Origin of the sequence: Roseinatronobacter sp. S2, from assembly GCF_029581395.1 — a bacterium.
Classification (GTDB): Bacteria; Pseudomonadota; Alphaproteobacteria; order Rhodobacterales; family Rhodobacteraceae; genus Roseinatronobacter.
In genome coordinates this window covers 428,969-445,686 of record NZ_CP121113.1, presented here as the reverse complement: position 1 = coordinate 445,686, position 16,718 = coordinate 428,969, and the positions used below count along the sequence as shown (strand labels likewise).

19 protein-coding genes are annotated in these 16,718 nt (G+C 62.1%); 9 read left to right on the top strand and 10 right to left on the bottom strand.

The window, feature by feature from the left end; genetic code table 11:
* Window positions 1-495 precede the first annotated feature (495 nt).
* From P8S53_RS02060 to P8S53_RS02030, 7 genes are all read left to right on the top strand, one after another.
* Window positions 496-927, top strand: coding sequence for a DUF2493 domain-containing protein (locus tag P8S53_RS02060; RefSeq protein ID WP_277805512.1), 432 nt, complete (start codon window positions 496-498; stop codon window positions 925-927).
* 15 nt (window positions 928-942) lie between these two features.
* The gene (hisE, locus tag P8S53_RS02055) at window positions 943-1,386 is read left to right on the top strand and encodes a phosphoribosyl-ATP diphosphatase (protein ID WP_277805511.1); all 444 of its coding nucleotides are present in this window, start codon (window positions 943-945) and stop codon (window positions 1,384-1,386) included.
* A 25-nt stretch (window positions 1,387-1,411) separates the two neighbouring features.
* A complete protein-coding gene (gene mgtE / locus P8S53_RS02050) occupies window positions 1,412-2,791 on the top strand; it encodes a magnesium transporter (RefSeq protein WP_277805510.1) in 1,380 nt (459 codons plus the stop codon).
* 164 nt (window positions 2,792-2,955) lie between these two features.
* Window positions 2,956-4,092, top strand: a complete 1,137-nt coding sequence (locus P8S53_RS02045) for a magnesium transporter (RefSeq protein WP_277805509.1) — start codon at window positions 2,956-2,958, stop codon at window positions 4,090-4,092.
* An 89-nt stretch (window positions 4,093-4,181) separates the two neighbouring features.
* Window positions 4,182-4,520 carry a hypothetical protein gene (locus P8S53_RS02040; RefSeq protein WP_277805508.1) on the top strand — a complete coding sequence of 113 codons (339 nt, stop codon included), beginning with the start codon at window positions 4,182-4,184 and terminating at the stop codon, window positions 4,518-4,520.
* 11 nt (window positions 4,521-4,531) lie between these two features.
* Complete coding sequence (locus tag P8S53_RS02035) at window positions 4,532-5,677, top strand: cation diffusion facilitator family transporter (protein WP_277805507.1); 1,146 nt, start codon at window positions 4,532-4,534, stop codon at window positions 5,675-5,677.
* A gap of 62 nt (window positions 5,678-5,739) precedes the next feature.
* On the top strand, window positions 5,740-6,447 hold the full coding sequence (locus P8S53_RS02030; protein WP_277805506.1) for an MgtC/SapB family protein: 708 nt from the start codon (window positions 5,740-5,742) through the stop codon (window positions 6,445-6,447).
* A 123-nt stretch (window positions 6,448-6,570) separates the two neighbouring features.
* Here P8S53_RS02030 and P8S53_RS02025 read toward each other — a convergent pair whose 3' ends face one another.
* The 7 genes from P8S53_RS02025 to P8S53_RS01995 form a co-directional block, all read right to left on the bottom strand.
* Complete coding sequence (locus P8S53_RS02025) at window positions 6,571-6,825, bottom strand: hypothetical protein (protein ID WP_277805505.1); 255 nt, start codon at window positions 6,823-6,825, stop codon at window positions 6,571-6,573.
* A gap of 186 nt (window positions 6,826-7,011) precedes the next feature.
* Window positions 7,012-7,809 carry a hypothetical protein gene (locus tag P8S53_RS02020; RefSeq protein ID WP_277805504.1) on the bottom strand — a complete coding sequence of 266 codons (798 nt, stop codon included), beginning with the start codon at window positions 7,807-7,809 and terminating at the stop codon, window positions 7,012-7,014.
* Between the two features lie 2 nt (window positions 7,810-7,811).
* Entirely contained in the window at window positions 7,812-8,453 is a 642-nt protein-coding gene (locus P8S53_RS02015) for an alpha/beta fold hydrolase (RefSeq protein ID WP_277805503.1), read from the bottom strand.
* A 394-nt stretch (window positions 8,454-8,847) separates the two neighbouring features.
* A complete protein-coding gene (locus tag P8S53_RS02010) occupies window positions 8,848-9,351 on the bottom strand; it encodes a hypothetical protein (protein ID WP_277805502.1) in 504 nt (167 codons plus the stop codon).
* Window position 9,352: 1 nt separating this feature from the next.
* Window positions 9,353-10,204, bottom strand: a complete 852-nt coding sequence (locus tag P8S53_RS02005; RefSeq protein WP_277805501.1) for a DUF6544 family protein — start codon at window positions 10,202-10,204, stop codon at window positions 9,353-9,355.
* Window positions 10,205-10,235: 31 nt separating this feature from the next.
* Entirely contained in the window at window positions 10,236-10,607 is a 372-nt protein-coding gene (locus P8S53_RS02000; protein WP_277805500.1) for a hypothetical protein, read from the bottom strand.
* 3 nt (window positions 10,608-10,610) lie between these two features.
* On the bottom strand, window positions 10,611-12,488 hold the full coding sequence (locus tag P8S53_RS01995; RefSeq protein WP_277805499.1) for a serine hydrolase: 1,878 nt from the start codon (window positions 12,486-12,488) through the stop codon (window positions 10,611-10,613).
* A gap of 192 nt (window positions 12,489-12,680) precedes the next feature.
* Between P8S53_RS01995 and P8S53_RS01990 the strand changes: the two genes are divergently transcribed.
* Together P8S53_RS01990 and P8S53_RS21385 are read left to right on the top strand one after the other, a co-directional pair.
* Entirely contained in the window at window positions 12,681-13,055 is a 375-nt protein-coding gene (locus P8S53_RS01990; RefSeq protein ID WP_277805498.1) for a hypothetical protein, read from the top strand.
* A gap of 60 nt (window positions 13,056-13,115) precedes the next feature.
* A complete protein-coding gene (locus P8S53_RS21385) occupies window positions 13,116-13,388 on the top strand; it encodes a CPBP family intramembrane glutamic endopeptidase (protein WP_373418506.1) in 273 nt (90 codons plus the stop codon).
* A 101-nt stretch (window positions 13,389-13,489) separates the two neighbouring features.
* On the opposite strand, the gene P8S53_RS01980 is transcribed toward P8S53_RS21385, so the two are convergent.
* The 3 genes from P8S53_RS01980 to P8S53_RS01970 form a co-directional block, all read right to left on the bottom strand.
* Entirely contained in the window at window positions 13,490-14,698 is a 1,209-nt protein-coding gene (locus tag P8S53_RS01980) for a serine hydrolase (RefSeq protein ID WP_277805496.1), read from the bottom strand.
* 69 nt (window positions 14,699-14,767) lie between these two features.
* Entirely contained in the window at window positions 14,768-15,889 is a 1,122-nt protein-coding gene (locus P8S53_RS01975; RefSeq protein WP_277805495.1) for a serine hydrolase, read from the bottom strand.
* Complete coding sequence (locus P8S53_RS01970; RefSeq protein ID WP_277805494.1) at window positions 15,886-16,713, bottom strand: CPBP family intramembrane glutamic endopeptidase; 828 nt, start codon at window positions 16,711-16,713, stop codon at window positions 15,886-15,888. Before P8S53_RS01970 ends, P8S53_RS01975 begins: the two co-directional genes overlap by 4 nt.
* Between the last annotated feature and the right edge of the window lie 5 nt (window positions 16,714-16,718).

Here is a 16,718-nt window from a genome sequence, read left to right as displayed (position 1 = left end):
GCAAACATGGCGGCTAGTCAACGCGTGCTGCTCAAGCAGGCAGCCATTTTCATGTATCAACCAGAGAGACCCATGGACAGCAGCTCTAGTAGCAGTCTGGCCTCTGTGTTCGGAACAATCCTTCACAGTCGTCAGGCGCCCCCCGGAAAATCTTATCCGTCCCGGCTTGTCTGTGGCTGCGGTATTGCGTCCCTGACGTAATCCCTGCTTGCCCCTGACCGGCCCGGTGCCGGACAGAAGGACGCAAGCAATGACATTTCACTTCGCCCATATGGCCCCGCCCGGCGCAACTGCGCGTCGCATCTTTCCTATCTCCTGCTGGCTGCGTGATGCGCAGACCGGCAAACCTGTGCGGCATTGGCTGGCGCCCCGGCCTGCGCGGCCCGCACCTGACGCATTGGACACCCCCCTTTGCGCCCTTCTTGCACAGCAAGCAGAGCTGCGCGCTGGCTGAGGCCCGCCTGTAGCCTGCCTTGCGCGACAGGAGTGCGTCTTATGCGTCTTATCATCGCTGGCGGGCGGCATCTGGATGATGTCGCCCTGATCCGCCGCGCGCTGGCGCGGGCACATGCAATCCGGCCCATCACGGTGCTCATTCACGGTGGCAATGGTGCGCTTGGCATCACAGCCGAGGATTGGGCACGCGAAATGCGCCTGCATGTCGTGCGCTATCCGGCCAACTGGCGCGAACTTGGCAAACGGGCCGAGGCGATCCGCAATGCCTTCATGCTGGAGGATTCGCGCCCCGACATGCTGCTGGCCCTGCCCGGTGGCAATGACACGGCCGATCTGGTCACGGGCGCCTTTGGCGCACGCGTGCCGGTGATTGAAGCGGAAGGCCGCCCGGTCAGACCGGGCGACACTCAAGACGCAAAGCCGCCCACCAGCGCGGCGGCTTTGCGCGTCATCCCCCGGAACAACCCCTGAAGCGGAGGATTGGTCATGAACATGCTCCATCCCAACACCCAAGCCGCCCGGCCCGCCGATCTGTTCGGCCATATGGAACATCTGATCGCGCAACTGGACAGCCCGCCCACTGCGCGCACGGCAAAGCTCACGGCGTCCTCGACCGAGAAGAAAGCCCGCAAGCTGGTGGAGGAGGCGACTGAAGTGGCCTTTGACGCGCTGTCGGGCAATCACGACGGGCTGATCGCGGAAAGCGTCGATCTGCTCTATCACCTTGCGGTCCTGTGGCATGACCGTGGGATTGATCCGTCCGAGGTGCGCGCCGAGATGGCGCGGCGCATGTCGGTTCTGGGGATTTCCGAGAAGCTGCCGAAGAAAGGTCCGGCGAAGAAGCTGCTGAAGCGGCCTGCTCAGCCCTGTGCCCTCTATCGGCAGGGCGACCAGATCGGTCCTGTCACCTTGTCAGGCGCGTTGCGCTGAAATGCAGAAAGAAGGGGGGCGGCCCATGCCCGCATTGATGACACAGGATGCATTGCGTGCCCATCTCGCGCAGGGGGATCTTCTGACCCTGCGCGAGGCGTTCGCGGAACTGCACCCCGCTGATCTGGCCAATGAAGTCGGCGGCCTGCCCCCGTCCGAGGCTGCAAAACTGATGCGTGCGCTGACACCTGCGCAGCAGAGCAAGGTCTTTGGCTATTTCGGGCCGCGTTTTCAGATCGCCATCGCACGCCACATTGCGCGCCCCGATTTCGCGCGCATCGTCACGGATATGAGCCATGACGAACGCGCCGATCTTTGGAAGGCGCTGTCGGCTGATCAACGCGCCACCCTTCTGCCTGCCTTGGCGCAGGCCGAACGCGAGGATATCCGCCGCCTTGCCGCCTATCCCGAAGGCACTGCCGGGGCGGCCATGACGTCTGATTACGCGACACTTGCGCCTGATATGACAGCGGTGCAGGCCATCGCCCATCTGCGCGCCGAGGCCCCGGATACTGAAACGATCTACACCGCATATGTCATCGACTCCGAGCGCATGCTGAAGGGTGTCGTAACCCTGCGCGACCTGATCCTTGCGGATGAACGCCGCTCGATTTCCGACCTGATGATGGTTAATGCGCCCACGGCCCGCGTGGATGAGCCCTTGCGCGACATCGCCGAGCGCATCGCCGCCTATGATGTCTTTGCGCTGCCCATCCTGACCGGGGGCGGTCGTCTGGTCGGCATTGTCACCATCGACGACGCGCTTGATATCGGGCGCGAGGCGGGCGCTGCGACACTCGCGCGCTTCGGGGCCACAGGCGCGCTGCGTGGCGAGGATCTGGACATGCGCAGCTCGACCCTCGGGCGGATTTTCCGTGTGCGGCTGGTGTGGCTGGCGCTGCTGACTGTCTTTGGTGTGGTCACGGCAGGCTATATCGCGCAGCAAGAGGCGCTTCTGGCCGAAGCGCTGATCCTTGCGGCCTTCGTGGCCCCCATTATCGATATGGGCGGCAATACGGGCAGCCAGTCCGCGACACTGGTGATCCGCGCAATGGCGCTGGGGCAGCTGGACATGCGGGCGCGCGATGTCTGGTTTGTCATCCGGCGCGAAGTGCCGGTGCTGTTGGGCCTTGGCGTGTCGATTGCCGCCCTGATGACCCTGCTGGCATGGGTCGGGCAAGGCATTGCGCCTGCGGTGCTGATGGTCATTGGCCTGACCATGCTGGCGGTCACCATCACCGGCGGTCTGTTGGGGGTGCTTTTGCCCTTTGCCGCGCGGCGGCTGGGCACGGACCCCGCCGCCATGTCGGCCCCGCTGATCACCTCGATCATGGATCTGGTCGGTGTCGTCATCTATTTCGCCATGGCCTGGGCTTTCCTTGGCCATCTGCTGGAGGGGGGCTGATGCAAAAACCACCCCCCATCCCCGCCTTGTCATGTGCCTGTCAAAGCTGCTTGCGATGCTGTCGCAATATCCTTGCGACGGCGCGCGGCTGGGACCCGCCGGGCACGCCCTGACACGCACCCAAAGATCAATGAAACACGACCCCAAGCCGATGGAGAATTCTCATGGCAACCACAACTATTGACACAACCCGCGCCACAGGCGCCCCCAACCGCCCCGCCCGCGATCCGATTTCCGAGCGTATCCGCGATGCTTTTGTCTATGTCACCGAAGGTGCGAAAGTGGCTGATGCGCTTGAAGCCGTGCGCCGCTCGCGTATGCCGGCAGGGCAAGCGGCTTGCGTTTTTGTGATTGACGGGCACGGCCGCTACAAAGGTTATGCGCGGCTCTCCGCGCTGCTGCGCGCGGACGAAGAAAGCACAATCACCGCACTTGTCGAAGGGGCTGATCTGGCCGTGCCCCATGACACCGAACAGGAGGCCGCCGCCCGCCGCTTGCAACTGCGCGACGTGCCGCTGCTACCAGTGGTCAATGCCAAATCCGAAATGATCGGCATTCTGACCTTCGATGATGCGATGGATATTCTTGAGCAGGAAACCACCGATGACATCATGTACAAGGCTGGCGTCGGCGATGTATTCAACACCGTCGACCATGTCCGCTCCGAGCGCCTGACCCAAGGGCCGATCTGGTACACGGTGCGGGTGCGTATCCTGTTTTTGATGGTTACGCTCGCAGGCGGGCTGATCGTCGGCGGGCTGATCGACCAGTTCGAGGATGTTCTGGGCGCAGTCATTGCGCTGGCGATCTTCATTCCGCTGGTGATGGATATGGGCGGAAATGTCGGCACGCAATCCTCGACCATCTTCGCGCGCGGCTTTGCGCTGGGGCATGTCACCATGCAGGATTTCTGGCGCAAAAGCTTTTTCCGCGAAGCCGCCGTGGGCCTCGTTATGGCCGTGGGGATTGCTTTGGTTGCAGGCACGGTCGCCTATTTCTGGCAAGGGCTGCCCAATGACATCCCGCAGCTTGGGATTGTCGTGGGCGTGGCGCTGTTCACATCGGTGTTCACCGCCGCCTGTCTGGGTTTCCTGATGCCCTATGTCATGGTCAGAATGGGCATCGACCACGCGCCTGGCGCCGACCCGTTCATCACCACGATCAAGGATTTCACCGGCCTGCTGGTATATTTCCTGATGGCATCATGGTTGATCGGCATCGACCTTGACAGTGATGATACCGCGATGATGCACGACGCACCTGCCGTGATCGTCGCTCACTTGAATGATGTCGCTGATTGAGACCGGCCTTCGACCTTTCGGGCCGCCTGATCGCTGGGCGGCCCGTTTAGAAGAAACTGAACATCACAGATCAATCGCAAGGAAACACCATGATAGACTCGTTTCTGCATCATAATGCCCCGCACCGCGCCCATCTGCGCGCCTTTGTCTATGGTGACAGCATGAAGCCGGGCCGCCCCGAGATACTGCGATACCCGCGCGACGCGCTGGCACGCACGCTGGCAGAACTGCCCAGCGAAGAGGCCGCGCGCTGCCTTGCGTTGCTGCCCGCCGGGGCGCAGATCGCCATTGTAACGCGACTGGACAGGGACGCGCGCGCCCGGCTGGCACATGATTGTGCGGATTGGGTCGGGGTCGTCCCGATCTTGCGCAAACTCCCGCGCTCACGGTCGTATGCAGGACAGATGACACCTTTGGGACGGGTTTAGGCGTGACGGCAATGACAAATCCCGCAGCATCACACAACGCCGATCATCTGCGCGACAAGCGGCGTGCGGCTTGGGCTGGTGTCGCGCTGAACGCGCCCCTTGCGGCAGGCAAGATTCTTGTGGGGCTCGCAGCGCACAGTCAGGCGCTGGTGGCCGATGGGGTGCATTCGCTGTCAGATCTGGCCTCGGATGCCGCCGTAATCTGGGCGCTGGGGCATTCGCATCGCCCCCCCGATGCGGAACACCCGTTCGGTCATGGCCGGTTCGAGACATTGGCCACGCTGGCCATTGCCGCCATGCTCGCACTTGCCGCCATCGGTATCCTGATCGACGCGGGCCTGCGCCTGATAGACCCGCCGACCACTGCGCCGGGGGTTCTGGCGCTGTGGGTCGCGGGCCTGTCGATTGCGTTGAAAGAAGCACTTTATCACTACACCAAGGCGGTCGCACGGCGCACCGGCTCAGCCATGATGGCAGCGAATGCGTGGCATCATCGCTCGGACGCGGCGTCTTCCGTGGTGGCGCTGGCGGGCATTGGCGCAGCGATGCTGGGCTGGCCGCTTGCCGATGCGCTGGGGGCGGCAATCATTGCGCTGATGCTGGGGCGCGTGGCGTGGGTTTATGGCCGCCCCGCAGTGCGGGAACTGGCCGATACCGCGCCCCCCGACGACATGTCGCGCGCGATCTACGCCGCACTGATGGCCACCCCCAGTGTGCGTGATGCCCATGATCTGCGCTTGCGTCAAATGAGCGGGGCTGTGCAGGCCGATGTCCATGTGGCCCTTGATCCGGCGATGACCCTGTCCGAAGCGCACCGGCTGTGCGAGGCCGCGCGTGCAACAGTGCTGGCGCAAGTGCCTGAAGTCACTGAGATCATCATCCACCCCGAACCCGATGGCCATGCCGATGGCCGCGCAGCGCATGACACGGCCCTGCGCCCCGAATTGCAGGCGCAGGTGCGCGATTGTCTGGAGGGAATCGTGCTCGCAGGTGCCATCCGGCACCTGCGGCTGGATTACCGCGATGACGGTGTGATTGCCGTGGTGGAACTGAATGAAACACCCATTGACGGGGCGCAGACCCGCGTGGCGTTCCGCCTGCGCCAGCACAAGGGTGATCTGGCCGAAATACGCCTGCTCTGGGCACCCGTATTGTAATCGCGCGTCATAAGCCTGTCACATAGCACCGCCATGTCTGGCCAGAAGCTGAAAGCGAAACCATGCCCGATCTGATCCATCTGCAACCCATCCTGAACCTGACAGCGGCCCTGCTTTTTGGCGCAATCATCGGGATGGAACGACAATGGCGCCAACGCCTTGCAGGTTTGCGCACCAATACGCTGGTGTCTTTGGGTGCGGCCAGTTTCGTGCTGTTCTCGGCGGCCTTTCCTGAAGAGATCAGCCCCACGCGGGTATCTGCACAGATCGTTTCGGGCATCGGCTTTCTGGGCGCAGGCATCATTTTCCGCGAAGGGTTCAATGTGCGCGGGCTTAACACGGCGGCAACATTGTGGTGTGCCGCTGCCATCGGCATGCTCGCAGGGGCGGGCGAGTTTGTGCTGGCGGCGTCCGTCACAGGGGCAGTCGTGTTCGTCAATCTGGGGCTGCGGCCCCTAGCGCGCATCCTCGACAAACAACCCATCCAGACCACCGAACTGACGCGCTATTACGCGGTCGAGATTGTCTGCAAGGGCGCGCAGGAAGCCCATGTCCGTGCGCTGCTGTTGCAGGGTTTCACTGAGAACGGACTGCACCTGACCGGATTGGAGTCGGAGAACATCGAAGATACCGACCGCGTGGAAGTGACCGCCGAGGTGAATGCAGACACAACATTTGACTCTGCGTTGGAGCAGATCGTCGGCCGCCTGAGTCTGGAACCCGCCGTCACCGCCGCGCGCTGGACAATCCGTGAAACGGGGTTCGCGTGACATATACGTTCCCAGTTTTCGCACCATCTCACTGCTAATCCGGTCCTTCGTTGCACCAAAACTGACTGACTGCTTCGGAGGATGCCGCACAACAGGTTGAGCGTCCGCAAAGGGCCGTTGTAATCAGTAAGGGCTGGCGTCGACCAAGTTGCTTAGGTAGCGATCACATCCCTTGAAATAACCAGCGGCTCCCTGCATCACATCCGCCAAAGTCAGTAAATGAAGGTCAGAGTAAGCAACCGGGACCGCATCCCCATTTCGATCCACTGGATAACGATACGAGTATGATCCTGGATCAATCTTCGCAAACTCGAGGATAATCGCTTCTACTACCGGGTCATCTTCATCCGGATCATCCGTCCCGAAGTGATCCAGCATAGCCAAGAATTCTGCCCAAATTTTGCGAGCGGGCACTTCAGGGATAATTCCGGGAAATGCCGGTAATTGAAAATTACTGTAAACACGAGCGTGTCTCGCGCAAAGCGATCATTGGCGGCAGCTTCGACCATCAGATCAGCTGCCTTTTTTAACCCTCTCTCATGAGAGTTTGGCGCGCAGGCTCAGTCAGCCTGCTCCCTGATACCGCTTCAACCCCACCATCAAGGCCGCGCAGGTCACCAGCAGGATGTCCAGGCCGACCCGCATGGCGGTGTCCAGCAACGCATCGGGAAAAACCATCGGCACGAAAGCCATGAACAGCGCCCAGTTAGCCCCGAACATGCCAAAGCCAAAGGCCAGCGCGCCCGAAGCGCGCGACAGGCCGCGCAGGGCATCCGTCATTGCCAGGAACAGCACGCCGATCGCGGCCCCCATGGCGAAGGGCCAGATCAAACTCGGCAAGGGCCGTTCTTCCAGCCCGGACTCGATCAACCCAAGCATCTGGACACCTGTGCGCGCAAGCCCATAGACCAGCGCGAAGGCAATCAACACGGGCCAGGCCGGAAGATGTGCAGGCGCATCCGGGCTATCCTTGGCCAGCGTCCAGCCAAAAAGCGCGATCAGCAAGGCAATCGGGATCGCATCGGCCAACCCCATGATCAGTTCGCTGGTCAGCGGTGTGCCCAGCAGGCCGACGCCTTCGAACATTGCGACAAAAATCATCAGCCCCAACGCCAGCCCATAGCGCAGACCCTTCTGTCTCCCAGTGCCGGCCATGCGCCACGCCCAAGCCAGAAACAGTAGCCCCATGCTGGTGAAGGCCAGCGCGATCCAGATTGCCGCCACCGTGGAAAAACCGAACCGGTCCACCAGCGGGCTGAACGCAGACGGCATCGGGATCAGGTCACCGCCTGCCATGTGCAACGCGATATCCAGTGCGCCGCATAGCGCGACCACCAGCACGAAGATAAGCGGTCGAGGCATGGTCATTCGCTCCTCAGGCTCGATGCGAAACCCCGCACGGTATCAGTAAAACGGTCCGGTTCGGTCAGGAACGGGGCGTGGCCGGAAGCCTCAAAACCAAGGTGTTGCTTGCCATACGGCGCCTCGACGACTGCGAACCACTCTGCTGCCAGTTCGACCGGCGTGTTGAGATCCTGCGCGCCCGAGATCAGCAGCATCGGCACCGGCATCATCGGGACCTCGGCGATCAGGTCGCGGGCCCGGTAGTCGGGCCACATCGGCCCGCTGCCGCGACTGGCGCCATCCAGCCAGCGCCACAGGTCGCCAAGGCTGTATTCCGGCGCGCGGATCAGCATGGCCACCAGCCGCCACACATGCACATTCATTCCTGCGTTATAGGCATCGAGAATCTGCATCATCTCTACATAGGCAGGGTGCTCAAGCAATCCCTTGGGCGTGGCATCCGCCAGCCAGCGCAGGTGGTCAGGGCGGCCGCCCGCCCGGATCAGTGGCGCAAGGCAGGCCAGCGTCACTGAAACCCCACGCGCGGTGCTGACCTGCTGGGACATGCCGATATAGCCTGCGTAATCTTCAGGCCAGCGGGCAACCAGCCGTGCACCCAGCATCGTGCCCCAGGAATGGCCCAGCACAATGATCCTGTCCATGCCAAGGCGGGCCTTGAGGTGGTGCGTGACCGCGTGGGCATCTTGCAGGAATTGCTCCAATGCATGGTTTCAGGGTTAAAATCGCGCGGGTTGGACTTGCCTGCGCCGCGCTGATCCCAATGGACGACAGTAAAATCCCGCTCTAGCGCGCGCGTAGTGGCATGGGCCAGCGGCATCTGCGCTGCCCCTGGCCCGCCATGCAGCCACAACAGCACCGGCGCGCTGCGATCCTGCCCCCGGATCAGCAGCCATTGCGTCATCCCGCCGACCTGTACCGGTTCCAGCACCGCAATCGGGTCGGGGCCAGAAATCGCGGGCGTCCGGCCCGGCAAAGCCTTCCATCCCAGCCCGAGGGCGGCGGCGAGCAGCAACAGAAGTGCGACGCGGCGCATCATCAGGGCGCCCCAGCCGCATCCAGCCCGCGCCAGAAAGGCCAGCTATAAGACGTGCCCCAAAAGACAGAGTTTCCCAGCACCGCCATCGCGCGGCAGGGTCGTGGACGCGGGCCCACGCGCAGCGCCGACAGATCGATAACGCGCATGAACAGCACCACTGCCATGATACTGGTTGCCAGCACCGCCAGATAGAGCGGATAGGCCGGGTTCATCACCCGATCAAAGCTGTAAAGTCCATAGGCACAGATCAGATACCCAACCAGCCCCGCCCAGATCAGCCAACCCTTGGCCCAGCCCTGCCGCAGCCGCGCATTGACCGCCAGCAGCGCCAGAGCCGCCGGGACCGAGATCGTGTCTTTGCGCCAAGCACCGGGGCGCAGGTGGTCGGGAATGGCGGCATAGGGATCGGGCAGCAGTAGCGCCGATGCCAAAGCCGCCAACATCAGCACGGCGGCAGCGTCTGACAGGCGGAGCAGGGTTGTGGCGGCGGCATAAGCAATCATGTCAGAACTCAACACTTGTGATCGTGGCGAGAAAGAAGGGCGCATAATCGGGCGTGCCCCACATATTGCCAAGCTCTACCTGCATGGGCACCAGAAAGCCCTGATAGCGCCCCATCTCCAGCATCCGCCCGCCAAAAGGTTGCAGGCGATGGACGCGCTCTGGGTTGGCGTCGGTCCAGCGCAGCGCCCAGACCTCGACAGGGTTGCCCTCCGCATTCAGTGTGATTTGCATCGGCGCGATACCCTGTGTATCGGCAAAGCGCACCTCGGCGCTGTCGGGACCGGTCTGGACCCATTGCGCGCCGAATTGCGGCAGCAGGCTGGCCGGTGCCCATATTGCTTCCAGCATCACGCGTGTGGCAGCGGCGCGGGTGTGATCCACGGTGCCGCCAATCCGCGCCAGCGGGATCAGGCCGCGCAGCCAGAATTTGGTCCAGCTCTCCTCGCTACGTTGTGCACGGTGATAGCCGTCCGATCCCGCAAACCGCATCAGCCTCACCCCGATCTCGGCCTGCCAGACGAAACCTTGCGCAGGCGGCGCGAGGATCTGGCGCGCGATCATCGGCATGGGGTTGCCGTTCATGATGAAGCTGCCCTCCATTTCTAACCGAACGACACGGTGCAGGGGTGTGCCCGGTTCAATCGCACGGGCGAAGTAGCGTTGCGCGATCTCGGGCAGATCTGCGACCATCGCGGGATCGTAGCGCGGTGGCTCAACTTCGCGCGCACCCTCCAGCGCCGCCCAGACTGTGCGCGCTTGCGCCCGGTCGCGGGAATGAACCCACAAGCCAAAGATAATGGCGGCCAGCAGCAGGGCAACCAAAGCAAGCAGAATAAATTTGAATAAGGTCATCGGGCACGGTCCTGAGTCGTGGCTGGGGCGGTCATTCTGCTTTCCCGTCGACTTTGGTTTCCAGGAATTTGGCAATCCGCGCCCGCACCTCGGGATGGGGGCCCAGCAGCAAGTCGTCGCCAGTGTCGAGATAAAGCGTCTCGGCTCCGGGAATAGCGGCGGCGGTGAAATGCGCATTGGCGACGGGGGTAAGCCGGATGTCGCGCGCATGGATGATCCGCACCGGCGCGCCCAGCACGCCGGTCGTATAGGCTACGGGGCCGAAGGCAGTCTCAATGGTGCGCGCATCAGCCTGAAGCCGAGCATGAACGGCACGCATATCGCGCAGGTAAACCCAGCCGATGGCAACCAACACGCCGCCGATGACCAAAAGCACGAACCACCGCAGGTGCTGCCCCACCATGGCTCAGCCCATCCCGCCAAAGGCCAGCCCCCAGTGCAGGAACAGCCCGGCAGTTGCTGCAAGGGACAGCGCAAAGCCACTGTGATGCAAACGCCGCCACAAGCTCCAGCCCTCTGCCCGCCAGACAAGGACGAGCGACAGCAGAACCAGTGCCGCCAGCACCGCCAGACCATCGGCGAGAACCAGCGCTGCCACCATCGTAGGCTGCGGCTGATCGAACATGAATTCCATACCCAGTTGCATGGCCATGATAGCCGCCAGACCTGTCGCAATCACCAGCACCCAGACCGCGCCTGCCGCCAAGATGGACACCCCCGCTGCCAGTGTTCCCGCGCGGCTGCCGCCCTTCACCCCGTGTCGCCAGATCAGGCCGACAAGCGTGCTGAGCGCCAGAAGCGCCGACAGCCCCAGACCCGCAAGTACCAGCGCCGGATCATTCTCAGGGCGCACGCGCTCATAGGTCATAACGCCCATGCCATCCATCAGCCGCACGACATGGCCTGCGTCATCACGAACCGCCAAAACCCGCTCGCCATTGGGTTCGCGCCAGATATCGGGCGCGATGGGGTCATGGCGGATCATGGCACCCAACCGCATGGAGGGCGCGAGGATCGCCCCGTCGGGCAAGGCCTGAACCTGTGCCTGCGGCGCGAAAGCCTGCATCGGGCCGGTAAAGCTTCGCCGATTGGCGATATAACGCCCGGCTACATCTTCCGCGCGGGCGCTTGCATCGGGGACGGATCGCGGCGCAGGATCAGACAAGCCCGCCTCGGCGGCCAGATGGGCAAGCAACAGGTCGGCACCAAGGAAGGGCAAGCTCATCCCTGCCCCACCATTCTGCGAGATGAACACCCCCGCGCCGATCTCAGGGATGAACGCAAGGTTCGAGAGAAACTCGTTCAGCCCGCCCGCATGACCATAGACTGTGGTGCCAAACATGGGCCGCGCCTGAAAACCATGCGCCATGTCCGAGGCACCGTGCAGATCGTCGAACAAGCGTGTGCGCATCTGTGCAACGGTTTCGGGCTGCAACAGCCGCACACCATCGAGTTCCCCATCACCCAGCAGGAAGCGCAGAAACCGCGCCATGTCGGCTGCGGTGCTGGCCATGCTGCCTGCCGGGCCGAAGCTGCCAATATCGATGCGAAAGGCCGGGTGCTTGACCCCGCCCTGCACCCGGTAGCTGCGCGACAGTGGCGGTTGGTCGGCCCGCGCGGTGGCCTCGCTATAGGTCGTGTCCTCCATGCCAAGCGGCCCAAGGACGCGGACATGCAGAAATTTCTCGAAGGGCATACCTGCCGCATCCTCGACGACCTGCCCTGCCAGCGCCACGCCCCAGTTGGAATAGGCCGTCACCTCGCCGCGCGGAAACACCTGCGCAGGCGCACTGGCCGCCAACGCCTGCGGGCGGGGCAGCGCGCCTATAGCCGGATCAAAGATGGCATAGCTGTCCTCATAACCCGGTCGGTGGCTTATCAGATGGGCAAGTGTCAGGGCCTCATCTCCTGGAGCTTCGGTCTCAAGCAGATAACCCGAGATATCGGCATGCAGGTCCAGCGCGCCCTCCTCAACCAGCATCATCACACCCAGCCATGTGAACAGCTTGCTGATCGAGCCGATCTCGAAGCGCACATCATTCGGCCCTGCGCGCGTGCCCGCCTCAAGGTCAGCATACCCCCAGCCGCGCAGGATCACATCATCCCCCACGACCACAGCACCAAGGGCACCGGGCACCTGCTGCGCAGCCATGAACCCCTCGGCCAGAGCATCAAGGCGCGCTTCAAGACCCGCCCGCAACTGTCCTTCAGCGCTGGCAGGTTGCCCAAAACAAAATGCCGCGCACAGTCCGAAAATCAGTGCCTCCAGAAGCTTGAGGAACATGGCAAACTCCACCGATGATTAAGGTCGTCAGGATCAAGTTGGCTTGGACGATACCCTACCAGCATTTTGGCACTATGATGCAGGTCAAGACAGCTTGCGTGCCAAGGTATTCGTAGCCATCTGAGTCCGCATTTTCCTGCTATATTGACAGCGACTGAGCGGACGAAACTCGATAGATAGGAAAAGTGAACAATGAAGGCCGTCTCACCGAGCCATGCCGCCGCGGTCTTCACAGGGTTCACAGCATATTTCTTCTCGCTTTTATTCACACTGCACCCGTTCCTTGCAGCCAGTTTCGCCTGGAACCCGGCACTGAATTGGTTCGTGACCGGCTATTTTCTGTTCGTCCCCATTTTTGCCTTTGCGGTCATTGCCGTCAGAATCGAAGGCTGCGACACCATTCCATTGACCCTGGAGGGCCTGAGCGTGCGCGCGATGCGTACCAAGGACTGGAAATACGCCTTGGTAGGGCTGGCGATTGTGTTCGCCCTGACAGGGGTAATTTTTGGCGCGTCATTCGCGCTGAACGCCGTGTTCGGTGTCAGGTATCTTTCCACAGAGCCATGATTTGTTAATCTCTCACCGTTTCAGGGCATTGAGCGCCTGTTGCTGCTTGTGTGGTTGCCCATGTTCTTCTTCAACATCGTGGGCGAAGAAATCCTTTGGCGCGGATACCTTCAAAGAAGACTGTCCGCCCGCAATGGCTGGCTTATCTGCGCCTGCCTGTGGTGGATGTTCCATCTGCCATTCGGGCTCGACCTGATGATCATGCTGCTGCCGGTCACAATTATCGTGCCATATGTTTTCCACAAAACCCAAAGCACACTTGCCTGTGTGTTCATTCATGGGATGTATAACGGCCCCCTGTTTATCGCCATCGCACTCGGGGTAATGGCGTAAGGGTAAGGTGTGAGATCCTCTCCTCGAAACCGATAAACGTCAGATAGCCCGGGGCTGTGGTCTGAGCATGCGCGTGCCGAGCATCCTACAGACCATACGCGTCATCCACCCGCTGCCGCCCGCGCGATCGCACGAAAGGTGGCGATGGTTTCGTGGTCATTGTCATCAAAATCCGGATCCGCGCTAACCTTGACAATGACCACTTCGCGGATCGGATCCACATAAATGTACTGCCCCCAGACCCCGATCGCGACAAAATCTCCCTGGGGGTCTTCGGGGATCCACCACTGGTAGCCGTAGCCGAAGGTCCAGCTGCTGGCCGGGTTCTGGCCCGGTTGCAGATGCGCGGCCGTCGGGTTGACCGAGGCATGCACCCAGTCGGCAGGCACGATCTGCCGCCCATCTCGCACGCCACCTTCCAGATACAGCCGCCCGAAGCGGGCGTAGTCGCGCAGGGTTGCGTTGAGGCAGCATAGCGCGAACTCCCTTCCCGTTCGGTCGGTGCTCCAGCTCGCATCTGCCTCGCCCCCCATCGGGCCCCAAAGGCGGCTGGCCAGATACTCGGCCACCGGCATGCCCGTCGCCGCCTCCAGCACCAGACCCAGCGCCATGCTGTCAGAACTGACGTAGTCGTTGAAGATGCCGGGATCACGCAGGCGGCCAAGGCCCTTTAGCGTCTCTTCGACAGGCTGACCCATCGCCATCGCACGGATGAACAGCATGTTGATGTCGGACCGCGGATTGTCATAATCCTCGTTGAACTCCACACCCGAAGACATGGTCAGCGCATCCTCGATGGGGACTGCGCCATAGCCAGAGCCTTCCAGCGCGGGCACATACTGGCTGATCGGGTCGCGGATGCTGGCGATGTGCCCTTCCTCGACGGCAATGCCTATCAGGGCAGAGAGAACCGATTTCGCCACCGACCACGACGTGAAGAGCGAGGCCGCATCAGCCCCCAGCCAATATTCCTCATGCGTGATCGCGCCGCGACGGACAACCAACAGGCCGGTGGTCTCAGTTCGATCCAGAAACGCGGTCAGGCTGCGGGCTTGGCCGTCGAAGGTGTAGGTTTCCGGCAAGGGCTGCGGCGCGTGGTCAAAGGCCCAGACGGTGTCGCCGCGCGCAACGGCCCGGGCCGGGAAGACCCGCCCCATGTCGCGAAAGTTCTCGACCCGGTGGCTTTCGGAAAACAGCGTAATCCCGGCCCAATAAGGACTTAGGCGCAGCCACAGGAAAGCAGCGGCGATCACGATGGCTAAAGTGGCCAATGTCCAGAGGATGATCCAAGTTATTTTTCTTAACAGCATGGCGCAAATTCCTTGGTGTTCTTCAGCTTTCCATTGGGCGATGCATAGCATGCAAGCCGTAACCCGCTGTCATTCCACGATCTTCAGTATCTCTTCATGAATTGCTCGCTCAATTCCATCAACTGCACCTTGCTCCCCCAGCATGCCAACATCGGAGTTGATCTGGATTGCAATGGCCACGTCCCGAGCGGGATAGTATCGCAGCGAACCGACATATCCCGGGATCCAGCCACCATGCCCGCGCACCTCCTCGGCACCCGTGCGGTCGATTCCGACGCCAAGGCCATAGCTGCGGCCCGGTGCCCCGGTGTCGATGCCCTGAAGCATTGCGTCCAGATATTCTGTCTCCATCGCGCGACCGGACAACAGCAGACGCCCCCAGAGTGCCAGATCGGTGGCGGTGGTGACAAAGCCGCCCCCAGCGCCCTCGATCCCGGGATGGAAGATCAGCCGCCCCTCGGGGTCGAGTGTGCGCATAACGGGGCCTGCCATGCTCGTGAAGCCTGTCGCCAGCCGGTCAAGCACGCGCTGGTCCGAGGGTTCAGTATCGGTCAGACCAAGCGGCAACAGGAACCGGTCGCGCACGACTTCGCCCCAAGGCTGGCCCGCAGCCGCCTCGATCACCAGCCCCGCCAGCAGATAGCCAGTGTCGGAATAGGCCCAGCCCGCGCCCGCCGGAAAGAGGGGCGGTGCGTCGAGGATCAGACCGATCAGATCCTCTGGCACCGGCACCGGATCGTCGGGGCCCCGCGACAAGAACAGCCCCTGAAAAGCGGGCAGTTCGACATGATCCGGAAGGCCGCCAGAGTGGTTCAGAAGATGGCGCAGCGTAAGCCTGTCATGATTGGGCAGACGGGCGAACCATGCCCGTTCACCCAGCAAGTCCGAAACCGGTGCGTCCAGATCAAGCTGCCCATCGGCCTCTAGCGCCAGCGCGGTGGCGGCGACGTAGCTCTTGCCTATGCTGGCGGCCAGCATTCTGGTTTCGGCCGTCATAGGCAGCGCCGCTTCGGGGTCGGCAAAGCCAGTTGTCCGCACATGCACCGCACCATCCGGCCCCGTCCATGCAACCGAGGCACCTGGAAAGCCATGCTCGGCGCGCAGGGCATCAAGAACGCCCTGCACCCGGTCCGCAGCAATGACCGGACCTGTCAAAACGAGGCTCATCATCAAGGCGATCAAGGACTTCATGATGTGCGCCCTTTCGAGACTGGCATAACCTCGGTGACAGCGCCGGTGCGGCTGAACATATCAGCGCGTTTGATCCAGACTACGATCGCGGCGAGCGGGATGAACAGATACATGTCGAGAGGTTTGGTATCCGACCACATCGGCATGTTGAGTTGCCAGTGAAACAGCGCCGCCAAAAGGATGCTGCCCCGCGCCGCGTTGAATAAGGCTGTGACGATGATGCTGACTGCGGTTGCCCCCAGGAGGAAGGGCATAACTTCCCAGCTACTTTGCGGCGTGCCGCCTAGATAGAAGGCCGGAACATGCCAGAGCGCCCAGACAATACCCACCAAAAGTCCGGCCCAGAACGGTGCCATGGCGCGCTGCAAGACCGGTGTGGCGTAGCCGCGCCAGCCAAGCTCCTCCATCGGGCCGAGGATCAGCATGAAAGCGACCAGCGGCAGGAGTTCCCGCAGCGGCGGTTGGGCGAAGGAGTCTCGGGTCAGGGTCCCGGTGACAAATGCCGCGAAATAATAGACCGCCGGAATGCCGAGGATAAGAAGCAGATACCACCCGACAGGGGCCCGCCAGATAAGCAGACGCGACAGGTAACGGCGCAGACCGAGCAACCCCCCATACCACAGGACCAGCAGAATTGCCGAAATCGCGGGCGCCCAGACTGCAAGAATGAACAGCGGATGCGTGGGACCCATCGGCCCCAGCGCTGCTTCGACCGTGTCCTGAAAAACAAACACAAGCCCCATGCCACCCCAAGCGATGGCAAAGGTCAGGAAAAAGAAAAGGAAAACAGAGCCGACCGGCGGCTCCAATACATTATCTTTCATGGGTC

What these genes read in the sequence shown, in the direction of transcription:
- P8S53_RS02020 (WP_277805504.1), bottom strand. Translation starts at nt 7,809, where the DNA reads ATGCCTCGACCGCTTATCTTCGTGCTGGTGGTCGCGCTATGCGGCGCA.
- mgtE (WP_277805510.1), top strand. Translation starts at nt 1,412, where the DNA reads ATGCCCGCATTGATGACACAGGATGCATTGCGTGCCCATCTCGCGCAG.
- P8S53_RS02035 (WP_277805507.1), top strand. Translation starts at nt 4,532, where the DNA reads ATGACAAATCCCGCAGCATCACACAACGCCGATCATCTGCGCGACAAG.
- P8S53_RS01970 (WP_277805494.1), bottom strand. Translation starts at nt 16,713, where the DNA reads ATGAAAGATAATGTATTGGAGCCGCCGGTCGGCTCTGTTTTCCTTTTC.
- P8S53_RS02040 (WP_277805508.1), top strand. Translation starts at nt 4,182, where the DNA reads ATGATAGACTCGTTTCTGCATCATAATGCCCCGCACCGCGCCCATCTG.
- P8S53_RS21385 (WP_373418506.1), top strand. Translation starts at nt 13,116, where the DNA reads ATGTTCTTCTTCAACATCGTGGGCGAAGAAATCCTTTGGCGCGGATAC.
- P8S53_RS02010 (WP_277805502.1), bottom strand. Translation starts at nt 9,351, where the DNA reads ATGATTGCTTATGCCGCCGCCACAACCCTGCTCCGCCTGTCAGACGCT.
- P8S53_RS02025 (WP_277805505.1), bottom strand. Translation starts at nt 6,825, where the DNA reads ATGCTGGATCACTTCGGGACGGATGATCCGGATGAAGATGACCCGGTA.
- P8S53_RS02005 (WP_277805501.1), bottom strand. Translation starts at nt 10,204, where the DNA reads ATGACCTTATTCAAATTTATTCTGCTTGCTTTGGTTGCCCTGCTGCTG.
- P8S53_RS02015 (WP_277805503.1), bottom strand. Translation starts at nt 8,453, where the DNA reads ATGGACAGGATCATTGTGCTGGGCCATTCCTGGGGCACGATGCTGGGT.
- P8S53_RS02060 (WP_277805512.1), top strand. Translation starts at nt 496, where the DNA reads ATGCGTCTTATCATCGCTGGCGGGCGGCATCTGGATGATGTCGCCCTG.
- P8S53_RS01990 (WP_277805498.1), top strand. Translation starts at nt 12,681, where the DNA reads ATGAAGGCCGTCTCACCGAGCCATGCCGCCGCGGTCTTCACAGGGTTC.
- hisE (WP_277805511.1), top strand. Translation starts at nt 943, where the DNA reads ATGAACATGCTCCATCCCAACACCCAAGCCGCCCGGCCCGCCGATCTG.
- P8S53_RS02030 (WP_277805506.1), top strand. Translation starts at nt 5,740, where the DNA reads ATGCCCGATCTGATCCATCTGCAACCCATCCTGAACCTGACAGCGGCC.
- P8S53_RS01975 (WP_277805495.1), bottom strand. Translation starts at nt 15,889, where the DNA reads ATGAAGTCCTTGATCGCCTTGATGATGAGCCTCGTTTTGACAGGTCCG.
- P8S53_RS01995 (WP_277805499.1), bottom strand. Translation starts at nt 12,488, where the DNA reads ATGTTCCTCAAGCTTCTGGAGGCACTGATTTTCGGACTGTGCGCGGCA.
- P8S53_RS02045 (WP_277805509.1), top strand. Translation starts at nt 2,956, where the DNA reads ATGGCAACCACAACTATTGACACAACCCGCGCCACAGGCGCCCCCAAC.
- P8S53_RS01980 (WP_277805496.1), bottom strand. Translation starts at nt 14,698, where the DNA reads ATGCTGTTAAGAAAAATAACTTGGATCATCCTCTGGACATTGGCCACT.
- P8S53_RS02000 (WP_277805500.1), bottom strand. Translation starts at nt 10,607, where the DNA reads ATGGTGGGGCAGCACCTGCGGTGGTTCGTGCTTTTGGTCATCGGCGGC.